The following is a 21431-nucleotide window of genomic DNA, read 5'->3' as shown; positions in this document are numbered from 1 at the left end:
ATTGCCCCCTGTATAGCCACGCGCTAATTTTGTATCACTTCAGGAAATAATTGTACAGGCTGAACACTACATCTGCTCTTCAACTCCTTACTACCTATGAAAGCACTTACCACTACCCTCTTCCTGGCAGCTGTGTTGGCCGTAACCCCAGCCGTTGCCCAAACCAAAGCCCCAGCCAAAACGGTGAAGCCTACCAGCCAGGTAGCAACCCCGACAGCTAAGCCAGCTACGGCCAAGGTTACCACTACAAAACCGGCGGCCAAACCCGCAGCCAAGCCAGCCACCAAACCAGCGGCGACGGTTAAAGAAGCGCCACAGGCGGCGGCACCGGCACCAGTCGCCGCACCAGCACCAGAGACGGCTAAGGCAAGTGCGAAAAGCACTGGCAGCGGTGAGGCTTCGGGTGAGTTGTTCCGCAAAGGAACCAACGCGGTGAACCTGGGTATCGGCTTGCTGGGGGTGGGCTACGGATACTCGGTGCTGGGCGGCAGCAACTACAGCTCCACGCCCGTTATGAGTGCCTCCTTTGAGCATGGCCTTATCGAAGGCGTGGGGCCCGGTACGATTGGCGTGGGCGGCCTGGTAGGCTACCGCTCCGATACCTGGAAATATTCTGGCTACCGTGGCACCTGGAGCAACACCTACGTGGCTTTGCGCGGCACTTACCACTACAACATCCTCCAGAATGCCAAGCTTGACACCTACGCCGGCCTTACGCTGGGGGTGCGCATCTTTTCCTACTCCGACAACGATGACTCCTCGGAAGACTACTACAGCAGCAGCACCTATGCCCACTCCGGCATATTTGCTGGAGCCCGCTACTTCTTCACCAATAACATCGGCGCATTTGGGGAGCTTGGCTACGACATGTCATACCTCAAAGTAGGCCTCACCGCGAAGTTCTGAACCATTAAAAAAGCCGGGCCACCCGTTTATGGTTGGCCCGGCCTTTTTACCCGAGTAGTGTAATCTCAAAGGGCGGCGCTATTGTTTGATCAACGTATTAATGTTGATATGAGGCCACTTAATCAGGCCTTTGCCATCAAGCCGGGGCAGGAAGTCGATGCTGGTGTTCTGCGAATACTGCAGTTGCTGGAACATACGGCCGGTTTGCTTGTCGGCCACGGTTTCCAGCCAGAAAGTAGCTTCAAACTTACTGGCGTCGGCATTGCGGGCCACGAAGGGAATATTCAGGATGCCGCCCTGGTTGTCGGTACTCACAGCAATGGTAGTGGTCCGGACGATGGTTTGGGCGGCATTGTCGCGCCGTAGCGTATCATTCGGATTGAGCTTATTGAAGCCCGGCACCGGCGGGTGTGAATAGACATCCAGGTAGCCCAGTCTCTGGCCGCCGATATCCGGAATAGAGGAAATATCCGGAATGGAAGGGCCACCGCTAGTTGATTTCACCTGTCCCAGCGCGAGAAGCGAGTCGCCGTGGGGCACAGAAGCCTGACGAGCCACGCCAAATTCGCTGGGGCAGTCGGGCAGCAGCAGCCAGGTACCGTTTTCGGCGTGCAGCAGGCTGCCATCAATGAGGCTATTGATTTTCAGTTCGTAGAGCAGCGTGGGTACTTCCTGAATAATCTTGGTACCCCGGTTGGGCGTGGGCGTAGCCAGCGGGCTAATCGTCAGCGTCTCGATGTAGGGCGTGACCAGCAGCACGAAACCGCCTTTCTGATTGGGCACTGCTATCAGGTTCCAGCCTTTGTTACCGATCCAGCTGCCGATAAGGCCAGCCAGGGGGCCAAAGATGTTTTCAGTTTGCTCGGCCGAACCACCAAGCCGCATTACGTGCAGGCCGGTAGTGCCCGCAAAATTTGAATCTGCCATGAGAATAGGATTGGGTAAAAATGGAAAACCGGTAATAGATGTGCTTACAAGCGCGACGGGGTAAGCCGAAAAAAGCGCGTAAGGATAGGATAGGGCGAGTAGCTGGCAATTAACTGTTACCTCTGCCAAGATACATCGTATGTAAAAGAAAGCAAGGAAAACTACGCTTGAGCTTGAATCCTTCGAAACAGCAGGCAAGTACTTGGCACTATGCTGCCTATAGAGACTTCCTCAGCAGCAGCGGGGGCGAACGGTGGCCCCGTAGCAGTTGAGGATGCAAAAAGCCCCGCAGCGTTGCTGCGGGGCTTTTTTATGATTACTACTTCGTGAGGTAGCGACTAGAAAAACAGAAAGCGGTGCTTTTTCTTGTGCTTCAGCGGCTTGCCCTTAGGATCGATTCCGGGGGCCTTGCGGCTCTGGCCGCGCTGCTGCTGGGCGGTGCCACGCTTGTCTTTGAACTTACGCACCATAAAGCCCGAACTGCCTTTGTCGTACTGCCGGGCCGGGCCACTGGCGCGGCCAAAGCTGGTATTGGCCGTGCCGCCCGAGCGGGCTTCCAGAATTTCTACCTGCTGGTCGCGCTTTACCTCATCGGGATTCATGCTCATGCGGCGCTGCATCCGGGCAATATCCTCGCCGGAAGCTTTCCGGGACGATTTGCGGGCCGGCCGCGGCTCGGCTGACTGAGCGTGAGCCTCGAAAGCAACCAAGGTAGTGCCGGCCAGGAGCACAGCGGCAATCAGCTTTTTCATGCAGAGAGAAAGAGGGAGAAACAGTCGGACGACGCGTATACGGCAATGGCAGCACTACGATTGTGCAGCCCGAAAAACCGACGGGCCACAAATATAGTTCAATTTCGTTAAAACCTATAAGTCAGGCCGATACCCAGGATTTCCTTGAACTGATTCCGGCGGCCCCGGCTGTCGGGCACGCCATCATCATTCCGGTCAACGGGCACCAAAACATCGTCGTCGTAGACCAGCGTAGTAGCAATACTGCTGCTGATAAACTTGTTGACTTTGAGGCTGACCAGAGTTTCCCAGTTCACATCCACATTGGCAGGGTTGTGCAGGTAGTTGCTGAACAGATCCAACTTACTTTGAAATGTAACATTTTCCCAGACTGGCCGCCGATATTTCACATTCAGGTAGGCGCCCAGCTCCGAGCGTAACTGCTGCCCGGTACCGGCCACCGGCCGGCCCGCCGCGTCCCGCTCGGCCGCATCTACTCCGAAGGCCCCGGCATCGGCCAGCGTCTGGTCGGCTACCACCGTGAACTTGCCCGTGATGGGCGACAGAAACACCGACAGCTGGTCGTTGGGCTTGTAGTCGATGCCGATGGAGGCCAGGATGAAGGCCGGCGCAAAAAACCGGGACAGCAGCGAATCGGGCCGCTCGATGGACTTGGTGGGTGTGAGCTGGGTTTTGACGTTGGCCTGCACGGCGTAGTAGAGCACTTTGGTAAACTGGTGGCCGTACTTAGCATTGAATTCCAGCCGGTCGTCGCTCTTACGAACCTTGCTTTTGCCCGCTTTCAGGCTGCCGTACACAATATCCAGGGACGTATCGAAGGTATTGAGGCCGCGGCGGTAGTGCAGAAACGTGTTGCCGATGGCCAGCAACGACAGGGAGCTTTGTCCACCGGGGGCCCAGTTGCTAAGACTCACCTGGCTGAAGTTGAGCGTGCCCACGCCCCCGCGCCGCCAGCCCTGCACCGTGTCGGGGGCGGCCGCGCTGTTCTCCGAGGTTTGGGCCCACGCCGCGGCCGGCACCGTGAGCCCGAACAGCAACAGAAAAAGGCCCCGGCGGGCCCGGGCAGACAGCAGTAGAGCAAGACGCATAGCGTAGAGGTAAAAGGTGAAAAGGAACCGGCCTTTTCCTGCTACAGAAAAAGGCCGGCTATAACTTCAGACTGGACGCTACCGATTCCGGAGCGAATCCCGGATTTCCATCAGCAGCTGCTGGTCCTTGGTAGGGCCGGGGTCGGCTACGGCCACCACTACCTGCGGCTTCTTGAAGCGGTTAGCAAACTTGACGATCAGGAAAACGCAGAAAGCAATGATGAAGAAGTAGATAATGGCATTCAGAAACAGACCATAGTTAATGGTGGCCGCCTTGGCGGCCTTGGCGGCTTCAAAGTTGGCGTAGCTCTTTCCATCCAGCGGCAGGTACCATTCCTTCAGGTCGATACCACCGATGGCCAACCCGATGATGGGCATAATGACATCATCAGTAAGCGAATTCACGATCTTACCGAAAGCAGCGCCGATGATGACACCCACGGCCAAGTCCAGCACATTTCCCTTGGAAATGAATTCCTTAAATTCGGATACAAAGCCCATACGCGTACAAGGGGTTTAGAAGTGAAAGTGAGGCAAATGACACTGCTAAATATGAAATTTCTACGATACTGCACTATATCTATACTTTGGCTTACCAATGCACGGAACTCAACACTAGCGACAGGGCGGTAATTACTATACAGTGCGGCTCAGCCGCCAAGGCACGGCTTTTACTCTATCTTTGCACTCCTTCGTCTGTCCTTTTCCTCTCCTACCCTTCGCATGGCTACTTTCGAAAACCTGCTCTACTCGCTCGATACTGCCACCGGTATCCTGACCATCACCCTGAACCGGCCCAGCAAGCTGAACGCCCTGAACGCGGCTACCATTGAGGAAATCCGCGAAGCCACCCAACAGGCCCTCGACGATGAGCAGGTACGGGGTATCATCCTGACGGGCAGCGGCGAAAAAGCTTTCGTGGCCGGAGCCGACATTTCGGAGCTGGCCGCCCTCAACGACATCAGCGGCCGGCGGGCCGCCGAGCGGGGCCAGGAAGCTTTCTGCATGCTGGAGGAAAGTACCAAGCCCGTCATTGCGGCCGTCAATGGGTTTGCCCTGGGCGGCGGCTGCGAGCTGGCTATGGCCTGCCACATGCGCGTAGCCTCCGAAAATGCTCGCTTTGGTCAGCCCGAAGTCAACCTGGGCCTGATTCCGGGCTACGGCGGCACGCAGCGCCTCACGCAGCTGGTAGGCAAAGGCAAAGCCCTGGAGCTGCTGCTGACCGGTGACCAGATCAAAGCCGACGAAGCTCACCGCCTGGGCCTCGTAAACCACGTAGTGCCCCAGGCCGAGCTGCTCCCTTTCTGCGAGCAGCTCATGGGCAAGATTCTGGGCAAGGCCCCGCTGGCCGTAGGCTTGGTTATCGACTGCGTGAATGCCTACTACGACAAGGAAATGAACGGCTACCAAACTGAGGCCAACTCCTTCGGCCACAGCTTCGCCTCCGAGGATTTCCGCGAAGGCACGGCGGCGTTCCTAGAGAAGCGCCCGGCCGTATTCACCGGCAAGTAGGTTGTTGTAAGAACGAAAGAGGGCGGAAGAATTGAGGCCACGGGCGCAATTCTTCCGCCCTCTTACATGCGTAAGTGACTACATGAGCGTAGCAAAAAAACTGGTTGGGCAAACGGCCGTGTACGGTATCAGCAGCATTGCGGGGCGGGCGTTGTCGTTTCTGCTGGTGTCGCTGTATACCGGCCGGTTTGTGGCCGCCGAATACGGCATTGTAACGGAGTTGTACGCCTACGTAGCTTTCCTGAACATTCTGTTCACCTACGGGATGGAAACGGCCTTTTTCCGTTTCGCCAACCGCGAAGGCACCGACCAGCGCCTGCTCTACGATAAGGTACTGAGCCTGATACTCGTTAGCAGTGTGGCCTTAAGCGGGCTGCTGGTGCTGGCCTCGCCGGCCCTGGCCAGTCTGCTCAACTACCCCGGCCGCGAGAAATACTTTGTCTGGCTGGCCCTGGTGATGGGCCTCGATGCCATAACGGCCATTGCCTTTGCCCGGCTACGGCTCGAAAACCAGGCCCGCAAGGTAGCCGTGGTGCGCTTCACCAACATATTGCTGAACGTGGGACTGTCGCTGTTTTTCATCGTGCTCTGTCCCGATGTGCTGGCCGGCAAATACCTCACGGGCCTGCAACCGCTGGTACGGGCCGTGTACAACCCCACGCTCGGCGTCGGCTACGTGTTTCTGGTGGGCCTGCTGGCCAATGCCCTTTACATTCCGATGCTCTGGCGTGAGCTGACGGACTTCCGGTTCCGGCTGGATTTTACGACCCTGCGCCCCATGCTGCTCTACGCATACCCGCTAATGCTGATGGGGCTTACCGGCATGATCAACGAAACCTTCGACCGGCCGCTGCTCAAGTACTGGCTGCCCGAAGGCTTTTACCCTGGCCAGACCAACCAGACGGCTATGGGCATCTATGGAGCCTGCTATAAGCTGGCCATTTTCATGTCCTTGGTCATTCAGGCCTTCCGATACGCGGCCGAGCCTTTCTTCTTCTCGCAGTCGACGGACAAGAATTCCCCGGCCACGTTTGCCCTTATCCTGAAGTGGTTTACGCTGAGCTGCGCCTTCATCTTCGTCTTTATCAGCGTCAACATTGAGGATTTTGGCCTGCTGCTGCGTGGGCCCGAATACCGCACGGGGCTGGTGGTAGTGCCGGTGCTGCTGCTGGCCAACCTGTTTCTGGGTGTGTACTACAACCTCTCGGTGTGGTTTAAGCTCACCGACAAAACCTACTACGGCACCTACATCAGCGTGGGCGGCGCGGCCCTCACGGTGCTGCTCAACTTCCTGCTGATTCCGCTGCTGGGCTACATGGGCAGCGCCCTTACCACGCTGGCCTGCTACTTCATGATGGCCGTGGTGTGCTGGTGGCTGGGCGAAAAGCACTTCCCGGTGCCTTATCCCGTGGCCCGGCTGGCCGCCTGGCTGGTGGTGGCCTGCGCGCTGGTAGCCGCTAGCTGGTACGTGCCCATCGCCGATTTCTGGCTGCGCCACGCGTTTCACCTGGGCTTGTGCGGGTTGTTTCTGGCCTTGGTCTACCTCGTGGAGCGGCCGCGCCGCGCTGGGGCGCAAGCGTAGCAGCCGAGGACTTTCGGGTACTTTTAGCCAAAGTCTTTTAATCTCAAATAATCCCGGTAAACTTATTCATATCTGGTTCGGGCTATCTTTGCCGCCAGATCACCTTTGCCCTGCCTTTCATGCGCATTCCCGTTATCAACCGCTCCCACCACCCATTGCCAGCCTACCAAACCGCCCACGCGGCCGGAATGGACGTGCGGGCCAACCTCCCGGAGCCCCTTACGTTGAAGCCCCTGCAACGTGCCCTCGTCCCGACGGGTCTGTTCATGGAAATTCCGGTAGGCTACGAGGTGCAGGTGCGGCCTCGCAGCGGCCTGGCCTACAAGCACGGCATCGGCATCGTGAACAGCCCCGGCACCATCGACGCCGACTACCGCGGCGAGCTGAAAGTACTGCTGGTCAACCTCTCCGACGAAGACTTCGTGGTACAGGATGGTGAGCGGGTAGCCCAGCTGGTGGTAGCCCGCCACGAAACCGCTGAGTGGGAGCCGGTGCAGGAGCTTAGCGAAACCGACCGGGGCGCGGGCGGCTACGGCAGCACGGGCACCAACTAGTTGCACATAAGCCGTCTTCAGTACGTTTAAAACACCTAACTCAACTACCTAAAAAAATTCTCCTTCCACTATGAAAATCATCGTTCCGATGGCCGGCATGGGCAAGCGCATGCGCCCTCACACGCTCACCGTTCCTAAGCCCCTGATTCCAATTGCCGGTAAGCCCATCGTGCAACGCTTGGTAGAAGACATTGCCAAAGTATGCGGCGAGCAGGTAGACGAAGTTGCCTTCATTATTGGCCGCTTTGGTGCTGAGGTGGAGAAAAACCTGGTGAAAATTGCTGAATCGGTGGGTGCCAAGGGTACTATCGTGTACCAGGACGAGCCGCTGGGCACGGCCCACGCTATTCTCTGCGCCAAAGAGGCCCTCACCGGCCCGGTAGTAGTAGCCTTTGCCGACACCTTGTTTAAAGCCGATTTCACCCTCGATTCGAGCGTACCAGGCACCATCTGGGTTCAGAAGGTAGACGACCCCAAGCCCTTCGGCGTGGTGAAGCTCGACGACAAAGGCCAGATTACGGACTTCGTGGAGAAACCCCAGGAATTTGTATCGGACTTGGCCATTATCGGTATTTACTACTTCCAGGACGGCGAATACCTGCGCGACGAGCTGCAATTCCTGCTCGACAACGACATCAAGGACAAAGGCGAGTATCAGCTCACCAACGCCCTGGAAAATATGAAGAACAAAGGCACGACGTTCGTGCCCGGCCGCGTTACGGAGTGGCTCGACTGCGGCAACAAGGACGCGACGGTGTACACCAACCAGCGCTACCTAGAATACCTGCAGGAGCGCGGCGAAAACCTGGTGGCGGCATCGGCCAAGCTGACCAACTCCGTGGTGATTCCACCGGTGTACATCGGCGAAAACGCCGTTATTACCGACTCGGTGGTGGGTCCGCACGTGTCGTTGGGCGACCATAGCAACGTGCGCAGCTCGGTGCTTTCCAACTCCATCGTGCAGCAGTCGGCCTCGGTGCTCCATGCCAACGTGACCAACTCGATGATCGGCAACTTCGCTACCATCACCGGTACGCCCGACGATTTGAGCCTGGGTGACTACAACACACTGCGCGTGTGATATTTTTGTTGCTCTTGATGTTAGCAGTAGCGCGGGCATCTGTCCGCAGATTTGTTTATTTGGGGTAACTCCTTTTTCAGACCGGCCACAACAGCCGTCCGTGCTACTGCGCTCATGAGTCGATTCGCTTCTCTTTCCCTTCTCCTGCTGGGCCTGCTGCTGGCCGGGCCGGGCTATGCCCAGCAGCCGGCGGGTAAGGATACACCGCCCGCGGCCGAGTCGAAACCACGCAAGCTCACGCGTAAAGAGCGCAAGGAGCTGGCCCGCCGTGCCGAGCTGGACCTGGCCCGCCAGCAGGTGCGGGAGCTGTCGGAGAAAGACCGCGAGATGAGCGAGTCGTTTTTCGTGGACGGTGTGAAATACGTGCTGCTCGAAGATTACAACAAGGCCCTGGAGCGGCTGCTGAAAGCCTACGCGCTGAACCCGACCAATGCGGCCATCAACTACAAGATTGCCGAAACCAACCTGCTCAGCGGCAACCTTAAGGACGCTACCAACTTCGCGCTGGTAGCCGTGAAGCTCGACCCCAAAAACTCCTACTACTACCTGTTGCTGGCCCAGATTTACTCCTCCCAGAAGCAGTACGACCAGGCCGCCAAGGTGTATACCAGCCTGATTAAGGACGTGCCCGACTCGGGCTACTACCTCTTCAACCTGGCCGACCTCTACCTGGCCCAGGGCAAGCTGAACGAGGCGCTGACAACCTTTGAACAGGCCGAAAAGCAATTTGGCCCGCTCGATGAGGTATCGTTTAAGAAGCAGCAGATTTACCTCAAGCAGAACAACCTGGAAAAGGCCCTGCAGGAAGGCGAAGCTCTGATTACAGCCAACCCCGAAGAAATCCGCTACGTGCTGGCGCAGGCCGAAATGTACGCGGCCAACAACCGGTTTCCGGATGCCATTCGGGTGGCGGAAAAGGCCCTGAAGCAGGACCCCGACAACCCCCAGGCCCGCATGATTCTGGCTGACATCTACCGGCAGCAGAACAACCGGCCCGAGTCGGACCGGCAGATCAAGCTGGCCTTCGAAAGCCCGGGACTCGACATCGACGAGAAGGTGCGGATTCTGGTGGACTACATCAAGCAGCTCCCCAACCCGGCGTTGGAGAAAATTGCGCTGGACTTGGCCGACATTACCACCAAGGTGCACCCCAAGGAAGCCAAGGCGTTTTCGGTGGCCGGCGACATTCAGATTATTACTGAACGCAAGGAACTGGCCCGCCAGAATTACCTCAAAGCCATCCGACTCGATAATTCCAAGTTCCAGATCTGGCAGCAGGTGGTGCTTATCGACGCCGAGCTGAATCAGATTGACTCCCTGCTCAACCACACCGACCGGGCCTTGGAGCTGTTTCCGAACCAGGCCCCGCTCTGGTACTACAACGGCGTGGCTCAGTTGCTGAAAAAGCAGCCCGTGAAAGGTGTGAAAGCCCTGGAATACGGCCGCAAGCTGGCTACCGACAACCCCGAGTTGCTGGCTCAGATTGACACCCAGCTCGGCGACGCCTACCACGAGCTAAAGGAATACGCCAAGTCGGACGCAGCCTACGAGTCGGCTCTGACCTTTGACGCCAATAATGCCCAGGCGCTGAACAACTACAGCTATTTCCTCTCGATGCGGGGCGAAAAGCTGGAGCGGGCCAAGGAAATGTCGGGCAAGCTGGTGAAGCAGTTCCCGACCAACGATACCTACCTCGATACGTACGCCTGGGTTTTATACAAGCTCAAGGACTACACCGGGGCCCGGCAAAACCTGGAAAAAGCTCTGAAAACCAGCACCGATGCCACCATCATTGAGCATTATGGCGACGTGCTATTTCAGCTGGGCGAAAAAGAACTGGCCATGGCCGAATGGCAACGAGCCAAAAAGGCAGGCGGGGCTTCGGCCCTGATTGACCGCAAGATCAAAGACAAAAAACTCTATGAATAAGTGCTTTCCGGTAGTGTTGCTGTGGGTTGGACTGCTCCTGAGTGGCTGTAGCAGCAAGATTTTTCCCACGAAGTCGGCTACTACCGCGCCAGCCAAGGGCACCGAGCTGGTGAAGGCCAAAAACCTGGATTTCCGCTACCTCAAGGCCAAGGGCAAAATCAAGATTGATATGCCCCAGCTGCAGCAAACGGCTAACCTGAACCTGCGTGTGCGCAAGGATAGCGCCATCTGGCTGTCGGTGTCGCTCGGTATTGAGGGGGTGCGGGCCTACATTACCCGCGACTCAGTGCAGGTCATCAATTACCTGCAGAAGGAGTACTACGCCGGCGACTATGCCTATCTGAGCCGGTTGCTGAACGTGCCCGTAACCTTCGACCGGGTGCAGGCCCTGCTGCTGGGCAACTACCTGCCCGCCGAAGCCAGCACCACACCCAAAATCAGCGACGAAGGGGCTATGCAGCAGGTCGAGTTTCAAGAAGGCAACGTGCTCATCACTCAACTCATCGAGCTGACGCGCAACCGAGTACAGCAAATCAAGCTGGCCGAGCAGCAGACCCAGAACAAGTTTACGGTCGACTTCTCGGATTTCCGGCCCCTGGAGCCCAACGCCCTGCCGTTTGCCTATTCGGTGCTGATACAGGGTCAGCCCACCACCGGCAAGCTAGCCACGGCTTCTATCAACTACCGGAATGTGGACGTGGACCAGGAGCGCCTGTCCTTCCCGTTCTCGGTTCCGAAGGGCTATGTTCGCAAAAAATAAGCGTACCGCGTTTGTCGTGCTGCTGCTGAGCCTGCTGCTGCTGCAGGTGGGGCCGGCGTGGGCGCAGCGCAGTACCAAATCCCGCAGCCGTACCACTACGCCCGCTAAAAAAAGCAAGGCTCAACTGGAGCGCGAGCGGCGGGCTACGCTGAAGCGCATCCAGGAGACGAGCCGCATTCTGGAACAAACCCAGAAGCAGAAGCAGGCTTCGGTGGGCCAGCTTAATGCCCTGAAGGAAAAGCTCACGGTGCAGCAAGGGGTTATCAAAAACACGTCTTCCCAGCTCAAGTACATCGAGTCGGATGTGAAGCAGACCGAGACGCAGGTGCAGCAAACCCAGCAGAGCCTGGAGCAGCTGCGGGCCGAGTACGCGCGCATGATTTATGCTTCCTCGAAGACAGCCAACAGCTATAACCGCATCATGTTCCTGTTTGCGGCCGAGTCGTTCAACCAGTTTATGCTGCGCCTGCGCTACATCCGGCAGTATTCGGAAGTACGCAAAACCCAGGCCGCCCAAATTTCGAGCACCAAGCAACGCCTAAGCCAGCAGCTGACGGGGCTGACGGTGAAAAAGCAGGAAAAAAGCTCGTTGCTGACTACCCAACTCTCCGAAAACCGTAACCTGGTAACGCTCAAAACCCAGCAGGATCAGGTTGTAACTAAGCTGAGCCAACAGGAGGAAAGTCTGCGGCAGGAGCTGGCCGAGCGGCAACAGGCCATCGGCCGCCTCGACAACCTGATTGCCGAACGAGTGCGGGAAGAAATTGCCCGTGCCGCCCGTGCTGCTGCCCGGGCGGCGGCCGCCAAGGCCCGCGCCAATGCCGCCCGGGCCAATACCGGCTCCGGCACGGCGGCCACGCGTAGTCCCGCTACTACCAGTCGCGCTGCTTCGGCCGCCGCTGAAGCAGCGGAGGAAGAAGCCGTGGAGCGGGTGGATAAAGTGACGCTGACGCCCGAAACGGCGGTTATTTCCTCGTCATTTGCCGAAAACCGGGGCCGGCTGCTGTGGCCCGTGGCCCGGGGCTTTATTTCGCAGCGCTTCGGCCGGCACGCCCATCCTGTGCTCAAAAACGTCATCGTCGAAAACCGGGGCGTCGATATTCAGACCAGCGCCGGAGAGCCGGTCCGCTCTATTTTCGAGGGTAAGGTGCTCACCGTGGCCAGCATTGCCGGCATGAACAACATCGTCATGATTCAACACGGCGAGTACTTCACGGTGTATGCCAAGCTGCGCACCGTGAGCGTAACGGAAGGCCAGCAAGTGGATATGCGCCAGCAGATCGGGACGGTATATACCGGCCCCGACGGCACCTCGGAGCTGCAGTTTCAGGTGTGGCGCAACAGCTCCAATCTGAACCCCGAAAACTGGCTCGGGCGCAAGTAGCTACGGTTCAGCTTGGGCATAAAAAAACACCGTGCAGAACACGGTGCCTTTCTGAGCTATGAAAACAAACTTAGCTACCAGAAACCTCTTCGCCACCGCTGAGACTTTGCAGCCTCTGCCGCCAACGGAGCGTTCCTTGATAACAGGACGAAAGATAGGCGAATGACGCTTGAATCCCACTATAATTCGCCGAAACTGTAATTTTCCTCGCTAAAGGAATATCTTTTCAATTAGCAGATGCCTACACCAGGTTCAGCCGGTTCAGCAGAGCGCCCTTGTAGGAGCTGCCGATAGGCACCGGCAGCAGATTCGTAGCTGCCTCCCCGCCCCGCCCGGTGTCGACGATGGCCGCATCAGTTTCAATGGCCACAATACGGTCGAGGCGCACGATGTACTTGCGGTGCACGCGGGCAAACTCGCGGGGTGGTAGCTTGGTTTCCAGCTCCTTCATGGTGCTGTACACGGTGTGCCGCTCGCGCCCGGCATAGATATTCACATAGTCGCCCAGGGCTTCCACATAGCGAATATCGGCCGCACTGACGCGCAGCAGCTTGTGGTCTTGCTTGATAAACAGCTCGTTGCGACTAGCCATGTACATCGACTCAGCCGCATCATTAGCCAGCCGCAGTAGGCCGTCGAGCTTGCGTTGTTCCTGTTCCAGCTGTAGCCGGGCCCGGCGCAGCTCCAGGTGCGACACCACTTCCCGGGCCAGCACCCGCAGCGCGTCGCGCTGCTGCTCGTTCAGGCGGTGGGGCACGGTATCGATGGCGCACAGCGTACCCAACGGCTGGCCCTCGGGCGTTACCAGGGGCGCGCCGGCGTAGAAGCGGATACCGGGCGAATTCACTACCAATGGATTACTCCGAAACAATGGATTCTCAACGGCATCCTCGATTTCGTACACATCCTGGTCGAACATAGCATGCTGGCAGAACGAAGCCTCCCGGGCAGTGCCTTCAATACCTTCCAGCCCAATGTTGGCCTTGAACCACTGCCGGTCAGTATCAAGCAACGTGACGAGCGAAATAGGTGTGCCGCAGATATACGCGGCTAAACGCGCTAAGTCGTCGAAAACGGCTTCCGGCGGGGTATCCAGAATCTGGTAGTTGCGGAGTGCCTCCAGACGCTCTGCTTCGCTGTCGGGGCGCTGAAAGGACGAGGTTGGCAGGTAAGGAGAAAGAGGAGGATTGGTCTTTGCTGGCATCGGGCAATCAGGTGAAGGCTAAAGAAGCGGCTACCATAACAGCGCAAGAGTAAAAAAGCTTCAAGGCAAAGTACCGTTTCCTAACACTGGAAAGCGAATTTTATGGGCAAACTCCGGCATCAGACCGGTGAAGCCGGTGTTGCGGCCGCTAAACGTTCTTTGCTGATACGCAGCAAGACGCCCTCCAGGGTTGGTCTTTAGCAGGAATTCTCGGGGAAGATTCGGGCCTCTGCCAAAGCATTTGAAAATTATCGGGTACTTTTACCAATCCTAACCGGCTCTTATTCGCGTACAATAAGCTTTGCCACCCCAAAACGGCCTTTGGCCATTTGCCCCATGACACTTGCCTCCCTTTTCCTGATCGGTAGCTTCGGTACCACCGAAATTCTCCTGATCCTTTTTGTTATTATCTTGTTGTTCGGTGCCAAGCGCATTCCCGAGCTGGCCAAAGGGCTGGGCAAAGGCATCCGTGAGTTCAAAGACGCTTCCAAAGACGAGCAGCCCGAGTTCCGGGACCGGCCGGTGAACCCCAATCCCAACGACCCGACGCAACCCCGTCTGTAATCCAGTAGCATTATGCAGACTCCCATGCTTCTCATCTTAGGCGACCTTGGTGGCGGCGAAATCATGCTGATCATGGTCGTTATCCTGATCTTCTTCGGCGCCAACAAGATTCCGGAGCTGGCCCGTGGGCTCGGCAAAGGCATCCGCGAGTTCAAAGACGCGTCGCGGGAAATCCGTAGCGAGTTTGAAAACGCCGACCAGCCCCGCGCCAACAACGGCTACCAGCAGCCGCCCGTGTACCCGGTAGCTCCTGCTCCGCCTACTCCCGCCGAGCAATATGCCACCTCGACGCCGGTACACCCCAACATGGCCGACGCCGCCATTACCTACACCGCTCCCGCTACCTCGGTAGACGCTCCGCTGAACACCGGCACTACCCAGCCTATTCAGACCACGGAAGAGCGGCCCCGCCTCGATCAAACGACCAACTGATAGCAACCACTTGAGACGCTTTACCTCTCTTACGGAAGTTCGCAACGAGCTGACGGCAGGCACCACGACCTGCCGTCAGCTCGTGGAGTATTATCTGGATAACATCCAGAAGAAAAGCCATTTGAACGCTTTTCTGGAAGTGTGGCCCGAAGAAGCCCGCGCCCAGGCCGATGCCGTGGATGCCAAGCTCGCCGCCGGCACCGCCGGTAAGCTGGCCGGCATGGTACTCGGCCTCAAGGACGTGCTGGCCTACAAAGACCACGCGTTGCAAAGCAGCAGCCACATTCTGGACGGCTTCAAGTCGCTCTACACTGGCACGGCCGTGCAGCGCCTGCTCGATGCCGATGCCATTGTGATTGGTCGCCAGAACTGCGACGAGTTTGCGATGGGCGCTTCCAATGAGACTTCCTACTTCGGCCCCGTACGGAATGAGGTAGATAACGAGCGGGTTTCCGGTGGCTCGTCGGGCGGCTCAGCTGTGGCGGTGCAGGCCGATTTGTGCTTGGCTTCCATCGGCTCCGACACGGGTGGCTCGGTGCGGCAGCCGGCGGCTTTCTGCGGCATTGTCGGCTTCAAGCCAACGTACTCGCGCATCTCCCGCTACGGGCTGGTGGCCTACGCCTCGTCATTCGACCAGATTGGGACCCTTACCCGCTCAGTGGAAGACGCGGCGTTGCTGCTGGAAGTAATGGCCGGCCCCGATGACTTCGACAGCACCGTGAGCCAGCAGCCCGTGCCGGCTTACAGCGAGTTGCTCACGCCCGCGCCCCACTACCGCATCGGCTACATCCGCGACACGATGGAGCGGCCCGGTCTGAACCCCGAAATTAAGGCGGCGGTGGAAGAAGCCCTCGACACACTGCGCGGCCAGGGCCACGTAGTGGATGCCGTGGAGTTTCCTTACCTCGACTACATCGTGCCGTCGTACTACATTCTGACCACGGCTGAAGCCAGCTCCAATCTGAGCCGCTTCGACGGGGTGAAGTACGGCTACCGCGCGCCCGATGCTACTGATCTGGAGTCGCTGTATAAGAAAACCCGTGCTCAAGGCTTCGGCCCCGAGGTGCAGCGCCGCATTCTGCTGGGCACTTTCGTGCTGTCGGCCGATTATTACGACGCCTATTATACCAAAGCCCAGCGGGTGCGGCGGATGATTAAGGACACCACCGACGAGCTGCTGCGCCAATACGACTTCTTGGTGTTGCCGACCACGCCGACTACGGCGTTTAAGATTGGTGAAAACCAGAAAGACGCGTTGGCTATGTACTTGGCCGATATCTTCACGGTGCAGGCTTCCCTGGCGGGCGTACCGGCTATTTCGGTGCCGGCCGGCGTCGATTCAGCGGGCTTGCCAATTGGCTTGCAGGTACTCAGCGGCGCGTTCCGCGAAGAGCACCTGCTGGCATTTGCCAATTCTCTCACGGAATCCCTCACTCCAGCCATTCCCTGATGAAAAAGTCGTTGTTGCGCGTTGCCGCTCCGTTTCTGCTGTTGGCTGTTGCTGCTCGCCCCGTGGCGGCGCAAATACAACCCGAACTGAATCCAGCCGGTACCCGCAGCAGCGACACGATGCGCGTGCAGCTTGCGCTGCCGCTCGACTCACTGGTGGCCGAACCCGCCGCGGCCGACTCGGCGCACTTGGTGTGGTTACAAACCCCGCCTGAGCTGCGCGACTTAGTTGGGGACCGGATCGGCTGCCTCGACACGGATATGCCGCACGTGTTCAACGGCACGGTAATGAGCTTCGTGAACTACTTCACGCTGCGCAACCGGAGCTACACGCAGCGCATTCTGGAGCGGCAGAATTTGTATTTTCCGCTGTTTGAGAAGTATCTGGCCAAATACAACCTGCCCCAGGATCTGAAATACCTGGCGGTGGTCGAATCAGCCCTGCTGCCTACTGCCCGCTCGCGGGTAGGGGCCGTGGGGCTGTGGCAGTTTATGGGTCCCACAGGGCGCGACATGCGTCTGGTGCAGAACGAGTACATCGACGAGCGAATGAACCCGGAAAAGTCGACGGAAGCAGCTTGCAAATACCTGCGCGACTTGTACCGGATGTTTGGCGACTGGGAACTGGTGCTAGCGGCCTACAACTGGGGCGGTGGCAACGTGCAGCGAGCCATGAAGCGTACTGGCAAAAAGACGTTCTGGGACCTGTATCCGCAACTGCCCAAGGAAACGCGCAACTACGTGCCCACTTTCACGGCGGCCATGTACACGCTGCAGTATGCCAAAGAGCACGGTCTGCACAACGACTCGCTCCACTACCTCTACCCCGAGGCCATCGATACGCTCATGATTTCGGGCCGCAGCCTGGATCTGCGCAAGTTCTCGGCCCAATTCGGGCTCGACTCTGCGGCTATCAGCAAGCATAACCCCGAAATTCGGAAGCCCTTCCTGCCCGAAACGGTGCGCAACTACCGCCTCACGGTGCCGGCCTGCGTGCGCACCGAACTGGCGCTGCTGGACCGCAACACAGTGCTGGATTTCTGCAAAGTGGTAGTGCCCCCGCCTCGCCCCATTACCCCACTGGCCCCTACCCTGTTGGGCACCGACTCGACTGCCACGGCCATTGCTGCCACCGAAAAAGCCGAAGCCGAGAAGCCGAAGTACCGCCGCATCCGGCATTCGGTGCGGCGCGGGGAAAGCGTGGCCGACGTAGCCGAGCGGTATGAGGTGAGTCCGGCTGCTATCCGGCGCTGGAACAAGCTGCGCCAGGGCAAGGCCCTCGTGCCTAAGCAGCAGTTGGTGGTATTCGTGCCCGCGGAAGCTTCCGAAACCCCAGCGCCGGCGGTAGCGGCAGTGCGCAAAGCTTCGGTGCCGACCAAGCTACCCTTGCCTGCTGATAAAGCCGAGAAAACCGACAAGGCCGAAAAAGCAGTAGTCGCCGTAAAAACCGCCAAAGCCACTCCCGCCGCTGTTACCAACGATACGGATGACTCGGTTACACCAGAGCCGGAAAAGGCCGTAGCCGCGCCTACCCGCGCTGCCCGGGCGGTACGGGAAACCGTGGCCGCTGCTGAAACCAAAACCAAAGCTGCTGTAGCTCCCGATGACAGCCTGCCCACCGAATACACCGTGCGGCGCGGCGACAACCTGACCCGGCTGGCCCGGGAGCGGGGCGTTACCGTAGCCCAGCTTCTGGCCTGGAATAGTCTGGAAACCGAAGCCGTGGTACCGGGCCAGAAGCTGCTGCTGCGGGCCCCTACCGAAGCCGAAGCATCGGCGGCCATCAAAGCCTCGGCCCGCCGCGTGGCAGCCGCTGCCCCCCCAGCCCCGCGCGCTGAAGCGCTGCCCGCCCCGAAAGTACACATGGTGCAGCCCGGCGACACGCTCTACAACATCTCACGCCGCTACCAGGGCGTCACGGTAGAGCAATTGCGCAAGCTTAATAATCTCAAATCGGATGAGGTAAAGCCGGGGCAGAAGCTGCTGGTGCAGGGGTAGAACTACTCCAGCTCGGCTGTTGTACCTTTGCTGCGGCGCCATTATCGGTGCCCCGCTCCCGACTGGTGCGGGGCGCTGCCGTTTAATCGGGTAGTCATTCCTACTTTGATTCCGGCTGATTTGGCCCCAACTTACCCTTGCGTAGCCCGCACGTAGCGCCACTTTTCGCACCCCTATGCTCAAAATCAACAAACAGGAAGCCCTCGATTACCACTCCCAGAGTCCGGCCGGGAAGATTGAAGTAGTGCCCACCAAGCCCGTCAGCACCCAGCTCGACCTGGCCCTGGCCTACTCCCCCGGCGTGGCCGAGCCCTGCAAAGCCATTGCCCTCAACAAGGACGACGTTTATAAATACACCGCCAAGGGTAACCTGGTTGGCGTTATCAGCAACGGTACGGCCGTGCTGGGCCTGGGCAACATCGGCCCCGACGCCTCTAAGCCGGTGATGGAAGGCAAGGGCGTACTGTTCAAGAAATTTGCGGGCCTCGACTGCTTCGACATCGAAATCGACTGCACCGACCCCGACGAGTTTATCCGCATCGTGAAGTCGCTGGAGCCGACCTTCGGCGGCATCAACCTCGAAGACATCAAGGCTCCTGAGTGCTTCGTCATCGAAAAGGCCTTGCGCGAGCAGATGACTATTCCCCTGATGCACGACGACCAGCACGGCACGGCCATTATTTCGTCGGCCGCGCTGCTGAACGCGCTGGAAGTAGTGGGCAAAAATATCCAGGACATCAAGCTGGTGGTGAGCGGCGCGGGCGCGGCGGCCATTAGCTGCCTGCGGCTGTACCGCGAGCTGGGCCTGAACGTGCAGAACGTGACGGTGTTCGACAAGGACGGCGTCATCAACCAGCACCGCACCGACCTGGCCGAGCTGCAGATGCAGTTTGCCACCAGCAGCACGGTAACTACCCTGGCCGAGGCTATGGAAGGCGCCGACGTGTTTCTGGGCCTCTCAGCCGCCAACGTGCTGCCCCCCGACCTGCTGCTGCGCATGGCCGACAACCCTATCGTATTTGCCCTGGCCAACCCCGACCCGGAAATCGTGTACGAGCTGGCTATGGCTACCCGGCCCGACATCATCATGGCCACCGGCCGCTCCGACCACCCCAACCAGGTGAACAACGTGCTGGGCTTCCCCTACATCTTCCGGGGCGCTATGGACGTGCGAGCCACCGAAATCAACGAGGCCATGAAGCTGGCCGCCGTACAGGCCCTGGCTGAGCTGGCCAAGGAGCCCGTGCCCGATATGGTGAACAAAGCCTATGGCGACAACACGCTGACCTTTGGCCGCGCCTACCTCATTCCCAAGCCTCTCGACCCGCGCCTGATAACCACCGTGAGCGTGGCCGTGGCCAAAGCCGCCATGGAAAGCGGCGTGGCCCGTCGCGAAATAACCGACTGGCTGGCTTACGAGGATGAGTTGCGTAGCCGCCTGGGCGTCAACCAGAAGCTGATGAACCGCATTACCAGCGCTGCCAAGGCCAACCCCAAGCGCGTGGTATTTGCCGAAGCCGACAACTACAAGATTCTCAAAGCAGCTCAGATTGTATTCGACGAGGGCATTGCCGTGCCCATTCTGCTCGGCAACCGCAAGAAGCTCGAAGCCATTGCCAATGCCAACAGCCTCGATTTGACCGGCTGCCAGATCATCGATATTCTGGAGGAGGACGCCAAGCGCGACGAGTATGCCGAACTGCTGTTTGGCAAGCGCCAGCGCCGGGGCCTCACACTGTATGAAGGCCGCCGCCTGCTGCGCGAGCGGAACTACTACGGCTCGATGATGCTCGAAACCGGCGAAGCCGACGCCTTTATCACCGGTCTGACCAAAGACTATGGCAAGAGCATCACGCCTTCCCTGCAGGTAATCGGGGTAGAAGACGGGGTGAAGCGCGTGGCCGGTATGTACATCATTCAGCACAAGAAAGGCCCGTTCTTCTTCGCCGATACCACCGTGAACATCGACCCCACGGCCGAGGAAATGGTGGATATTATCGGCCTCTCGGCCCGCACAGTGCGCTTTTTCGACACCGAGCCGCGCGTGGCCGTGCTGAGCTACTCCAACTTCGGCTCGAACCCCGGCCCCCTGCCCGACAAAGCCCGCCAGGCCACCGAAATGGCCAAGAAGCGCTACCCCGACCTGCTCCTCGACGGCGAAATGCAGGCCAATACCGCCCTGAACCCCGAGCTGCTGCGCGAGCAGTATCCCTTCTCGGAGCTGGCCGAAAACGGGGCCAACACCCTAATTTTCCCCAACGTGGTGTCGGGCAACATTGCCTACAAAGTGCTCCAGGAAATCGGGGGTGCGGAGGTAATTGGGCCGGTACTGATGGGTATGCGCAAGCCGGTGCACATTCTGCAGCTGGGCGCTTCGGTGCGCGAAATTGTGAACATGACCGCCATTGCCGTGGTAGATGCCCAGACCAAGGGCAAGCCGCTGTAGCGCAGCATAGCTTCATATTGTGCTAATATCCTGAAAGCGGGATGTTTTCACCGGAAAGACCCGGCGAAAACATCCCGCTTTTTTGCTGGAAAAGCCAGTAGATTTGGGATAGAAAAACAGGACTACTGTGTTGCTTTTCACGCGGCCTTCACGCCCAGACCCGTAAGGCAGTGCCCTGCTTTTACCTGGGCCAGCCCCCGGCCGCATTCAGTTTCTTCTTCTTAGCTTGCCTGCATGATTGCATACATTGACGGAAAACTAGCCCACAAAGACCCCACGATGGCCATTATGGACGTGAGCGGCGTGGGCTATGAAATCAAGATTTCTCTGGCCACCTATTCCAAGCTGCCCGCCGAGGGCGAGAAGGCCAAAATTTACACCTACCAGCACATTAAGGAAGACGCCAATATCCTCTACGGCTTCCTGGACCCCAACGAGAAGGCGCTGTTCATGCACCTTATTTCAGTGTCGGGCATTGGGCCGGGCACGGGTATTATGATGGTTTCGTCGATGTCGGTGGGTGAAATTCGCCACGCCATCGTGCAGGAGGATGTGCGCTCCATTCAAAGCATCAAGGGCGTTGGCCCCAAAACGGCCCAGCGCGTGATTCTGGAGCTGCGCGACAAGCTGCGCAAAGATGAGTTGCTGAGCAAGGCCGGCGTGGATACGGTACCGCTGGCCCGGGCGCACAATACGAACCGCTCGGAAGCGTTAGCCGCATTAGTGACTTTGGGCTTCGCCCGCGCCGCCGCCGAGAAAAACCTGGACCAGATTCAGAACAAACACGGCAACGAGCTGAGCGTGGAGGAATTAATTAAGTTTGCTCTTAAGTCCCATTAGAATTTTACCTCGCACCGCGTCTG

19 protein-coding genes are annotated in these 21431 nt (G+C 58.5%); 14 read left to right on the top strand and 5 right to left on the bottom strand.

Annotation, left to right across the window (positions count from 1 at the left end; genetic code table 11):
• Nucleotides 1-96 precede the first annotated feature (96 nt).
• Nucleotides 97-906, top strand: coding sequence for a hypothetical protein (locus LGH74_RS02910; protein WP_226171655.1), 810 nt, complete (start codon nt 97-99; stop codon nt 904-906).
• Between the two features lie 78 nt (nt 907-984).
• On the opposite strand, the gene LGH74_RS02905 is transcribed toward LGH74_RS02910, so the two are convergent.
• From LGH74_RS02905 to mscL, 4 genes are all read right to left on the bottom strand, one after another.
• The gene (locus tag LGH74_RS02905) at nt 985-1833 is read right to left on the bottom strand and encodes a heme-binding protein (protein WP_226171652.1); all 849 of its coding nucleotides are present in this window, start codon (nt 1831-1833) and stop codon (nt 985-987) included.
• Nucleotides 1834-2171: 338 nt separating this feature from the next.
• Nucleotides 2172-2585, bottom strand: coding sequence for a hypothetical protein (locus tag LGH74_RS02900; RefSeq protein WP_226171650.1), 414 nt, complete (start codon nt 2583-2585; stop codon nt 2172-2174).
• A 107-nt stretch (nt 2586-2692) separates the two neighbouring features.
• A complete protein-coding gene (locus LGH74_RS02895) occupies nt 2693-3673 on the bottom strand; it encodes a DUF3078 domain-containing protein (protein WP_226171648.1) in 981 nt (326 codons plus the stop codon).
• A 78-nt stretch (nt 3674-3751) separates the two neighbouring features.
• The gene (gene mscL, locus LGH74_RS02890) at nt 3752-4174 is read right to left on the bottom strand and encodes a large conductance mechanosensitive channel protein MscL (protein WP_226171646.1); all 423 of its coding nucleotides are present in this window, start codon (nt 4172-4174) and stop codon (nt 3752-3754) included.
• A 222-nt stretch (nt 4175-4396) separates the two neighbouring features.
• On the opposite strand from mscL, the gene LGH74_RS02885 reads away from it, so the two are divergent.
• The 7 genes from LGH74_RS02885 (at nt 4397) to LGH74_RS02855 (ending at nt 12475) form a co-directional block, all read left to right on the top strand.
• The gene (locus tag LGH74_RS02885; protein ID WP_226171644.1) at nt 4397-5185 is read left to right on the top strand and encodes an enoyl-CoA hydratase/isomerase family protein; all 789 of its coding nucleotides are present in this window, start codon (nt 4397-4399) and stop codon (nt 5183-5185) included.
• An 82-nt stretch (nt 5186-5267) separates the two neighbouring features.
• A complete protein-coding gene (locus LGH74_RS02880; RefSeq protein ID WP_226171642.1) occupies nt 5268-6767 on the top strand; it encodes an oligosaccharide flippase family protein in 1500 nt (499 codons plus the stop codon).
• A 119-nt stretch (nt 6768-6886) separates the two neighbouring features.
• Nucleotides 6887-7321, top strand: a complete 435-nt coding sequence (gene dut, locus LGH74_RS02875; RefSeq protein WP_226171639.1) for a dUTP diphosphatase — start codon at nt 6887-6889, stop codon at nt 7319-7321.
• Nucleotides 7322-7391: 70 nt separating this feature from the next.
• Nucleotides 7392-8402: a sugar nucleotidyltransferase gene (locus LGH74_RS02870; RefSeq protein ID WP_226171636.1), complete on the top strand. Its 1011-nt coding sequence runs from the start codon at nt 7392-7394 to the stop codon at nt 8400-8402.
• Nucleotides 8403-8516: 114 nt separating this feature from the next.
• Nucleotides 8517-10331, top strand: a complete 1815-nt coding sequence (locus LGH74_RS02865; RefSeq protein WP_226171632.1) for a tetratricopeptide repeat protein — start codon at nt 8517-8519, stop codon at nt 10329-10331.
• Complete coding sequence (gene lolB1, locus LGH74_RS02860; protein WP_226171628.1) at nt 10324-11091, top strand: lipoprotein insertase outer membrane protein LolB1; 768 nt, start codon at nt 10324-10326, stop codon at nt 11089-11091. The genes LGH74_RS02865 and lolB1 overlap by 8 nt, the downstream gene beginning before the upstream one ends.
• Complete coding sequence (locus tag LGH74_RS02855) at nt 11075-12475, top strand: murein hydrolase activator EnvC family protein (protein ID WP_226171625.1); 1401 nt, start codon at nt 11075-11077, stop codon at nt 12473-12475. The genes lolB1 and LGH74_RS02855 overlap by 17 nt, the downstream gene beginning before the upstream one ends.
• A 241-nt stretch (nt 12476-12716) precedes the next feature.
• On the opposite strand, the gene LGH74_RS02850 is transcribed toward LGH74_RS02855, so the two are convergent.
• Nucleotides 12717-13679 carry a GAF domain-containing DNA-binding protein gene (locus LGH74_RS02850; RefSeq protein WP_226171622.1) on the bottom strand — a complete coding sequence of 321 codons (963 nt, stop codon included), beginning with the start codon at nt 13677-13679 and terminating at the stop codon, nt 12717-12719.
• A gap of 336 nt (nt 13680-14015) precedes the next feature.
• Between LGH74_RS02850 and tatA the strand changes: the two genes are divergently transcribed.
• From tatA to ruvA, 6 genes are all read left to right on the top strand, one after another.
• Nucleotides 14016-14243 carry a twin-arginine translocase TatA/TatE family subunit gene (gene tatA / locus LGH74_RS02845; RefSeq protein WP_226171619.1) on the top strand — a complete coding sequence of 76 codons (228 nt, stop codon included), beginning with the start codon at nt 14016-14018 and terminating at the stop codon, nt 14241-14243.
• Nucleotides 14244-14267: 24 nt separating this feature from the next.
• Nucleotides 14268-14675 (top strand): Sec-independent protein translocase subunit TatA/TatB, encoded by a 408-nt coding sequence (locus tag LGH74_RS25045; protein ID WP_348532982.1) that lies wholly within the window; start codon nt 14268-14270, stop codon nt 14673-14675.
• Nucleotides 14676-14685: 10 nt separating this feature from the next.
• Nucleotides 14686-16125 carry an Asp-tRNA(Asn)/Glu-tRNA(Gln) amidotransferase subunit GatA gene (gene gatA, locus LGH74_RS02835; RefSeq protein WP_226171616.1) on the top strand — a complete coding sequence of 480 codons (1440 nt, stop codon included), beginning with the start codon at nt 14686-14688 and terminating at the stop codon, nt 16123-16125.
• Nucleotides 16125-18122, top strand: a complete 1998-nt coding sequence (locus LGH74_RS02830; RefSeq protein ID WP_226171613.1) for a LysM peptidoglycan-binding domain-containing protein — start codon at nt 16125-16127, stop codon at nt 18120-18122. Before gatA ends, LGH74_RS02830 begins: the two co-directional genes overlap by 1 nt.
• Nucleotides 18123-18297: 175 nt before the next feature.
• The gene (locus LGH74_RS02825) at nt 18298-20568 is read left to right on the top strand and encodes an NADP-dependent malic enzyme (protein ID WP_226171611.1); all 2271 of its coding nucleotides are present in this window, start codon (nt 18298-18300) and stop codon (nt 20566-20568) included.
• 234 nt (nt 20569-20802) lie between these two features.
• Nucleotides 20803-21408 carry a Holliday junction branch migration protein RuvA gene (gene ruvA / locus LGH74_RS02820; RefSeq protein WP_226171609.1) on the top strand — a complete coding sequence of 202 codons (606 nt, stop codon included), beginning with the start codon at nt 20803-20805 and terminating at the stop codon, nt 21406-21408.
• The last annotated feature ends 23 nt before the right edge of the window (nt 21409-21431 follow it).

The sequence above is a fragment of the Hymenobacter lucidus genome, assembly GCF_020447265.1.
Lineage (GTDB): Bacteria > Bacteroidota > Bacteroidia > Cytophagales > Hymenobacteraceae > Hymenobacter > Hymenobacter lucidus.
The sequence above is the reverse complement of the archived record's forward strand: the minus strand, read 5'-3'. Positions and strand labels throughout refer to the sequence as shown.

Excerpts from the sequence above, each read along its gene's own strand:
- LGH74_RS02830 (WP_226171613.1), top strand. The coding sequence starts at position 16,125 with ATGAAAAAGTCGTTGTTGCGCGTTGCCGCTCCGTTTCTGCTGTTGGCT.
- LGH74_RS02880 (WP_226171642.1), top strand. The coding sequence starts at position 5,268 with ATGAGCGTAGCAAAAAAACTGGTTGGGCAAACGGCCGTGTACGGTATC.
- LGH74_RS02865 (WP_226171632.1), top strand. The coding sequence starts at position 8,517 with ATGAGTCGATTCGCTTCTCTTTCCCTTCTCCTGCTGGGCCTGCTGCTG.
- ruvA (WP_226171609.1), top strand. The coding sequence starts at position 20,803 with ATGATTGCATACATTGACGGAAAACTAGCCCACAAAGACCCCACGATG.
- tatA (WP_226171619.1), top strand. The coding sequence starts at position 14,016 with ATGACACTTGCCTCCCTTTTCCTGATCGGTAGCTTCGGTACCACCGAA.
- lolB1 (WP_226171628.1), top strand. The coding sequence starts at position 10,324 with ATGAATAAGTGCTTTCCGGTAGTGTTGCTGTGGGTTGGACTGCTCCTG.
- LGH74_RS02885 (WP_226171644.1), top strand. The coding sequence starts at position 4,397 with ATGGCTACTTTCGAAAACCTGCTCTACTCGCTCGATACTGCCACCGGT.
- LGH74_RS02850 (WP_226171622.1), bottom strand. The coding sequence starts at position 13,679 with ATGCCAGCAAAGACCAATCCTCCTCTTTCTCCTTACCTGCCAACCTCG.
- LGH74_RS02910 (WP_226171655.1), top strand. The coding sequence starts at position 97 with ATGAAAGCACTTACCACTACCCTCTTCCTGGCAGCTGTGTTGGCCGTA.
- LGH74_RS02870 (WP_226171636.1), top strand. The coding sequence starts at position 7,392 with ATGAAAATCATCGTTCCGATGGCCGGCATGGGCAAGCGCATGCGCCCT.
- LGH74_RS02895 (WP_226171648.1), bottom strand. The coding sequence starts at position 3,673 with ATGCGTCTTGCTCTACTGCTGTCTGCCCGGGCCCGCCGGGGCCTTTTT.
- dut (WP_226171639.1), top strand. The coding sequence starts at position 6,887 with ATGCGCATTCCCGTTATCAACCGCTCCCACCACCCATTGCCAGCCTAC.
- LGH74_RS02900 (WP_226171650.1), bottom strand. The coding sequence starts at position 2,585 with ATGAAAAAGCTGATTGCCGCTGTGCTCCTGGCCGGCACTACCTTGGTT.
- LGH74_RS25045 (WP_348532982.1), top strand. The coding sequence starts at position 14,268 with ATGCTTCTCATCTTAGGCGACCTTGGTGGCGGCGAAATCATGCTGATC.
- LGH74_RS02855 (WP_226171625.1), top strand. The coding sequence starts at position 11,075 with ATGTTCGCAAAAAATAAGCGTACCGCGTTTGTCGTGCTGCTGCTGAGC.
- LGH74_RS02905 (WP_226171652.1), bottom strand. The coding sequence starts at position 1,833 with ATGGCAGATTCAAATTTTGCGGGCACTACCGGCCTGCACGTAATGCGG.
- LGH74_RS02825 (WP_226171611.1), top strand. The coding sequence starts at position 18,298 with ATGCTCAAAATCAACAAACAGGAAGCCCTCGATTACCACTCCCAGAGT.
- mscL (WP_226171646.1), bottom strand. The coding sequence starts at position 4,174 with ATGGGCTTTGTATCCGAATTTAAGGAATTCATTTCCAAGGGAAATGTG.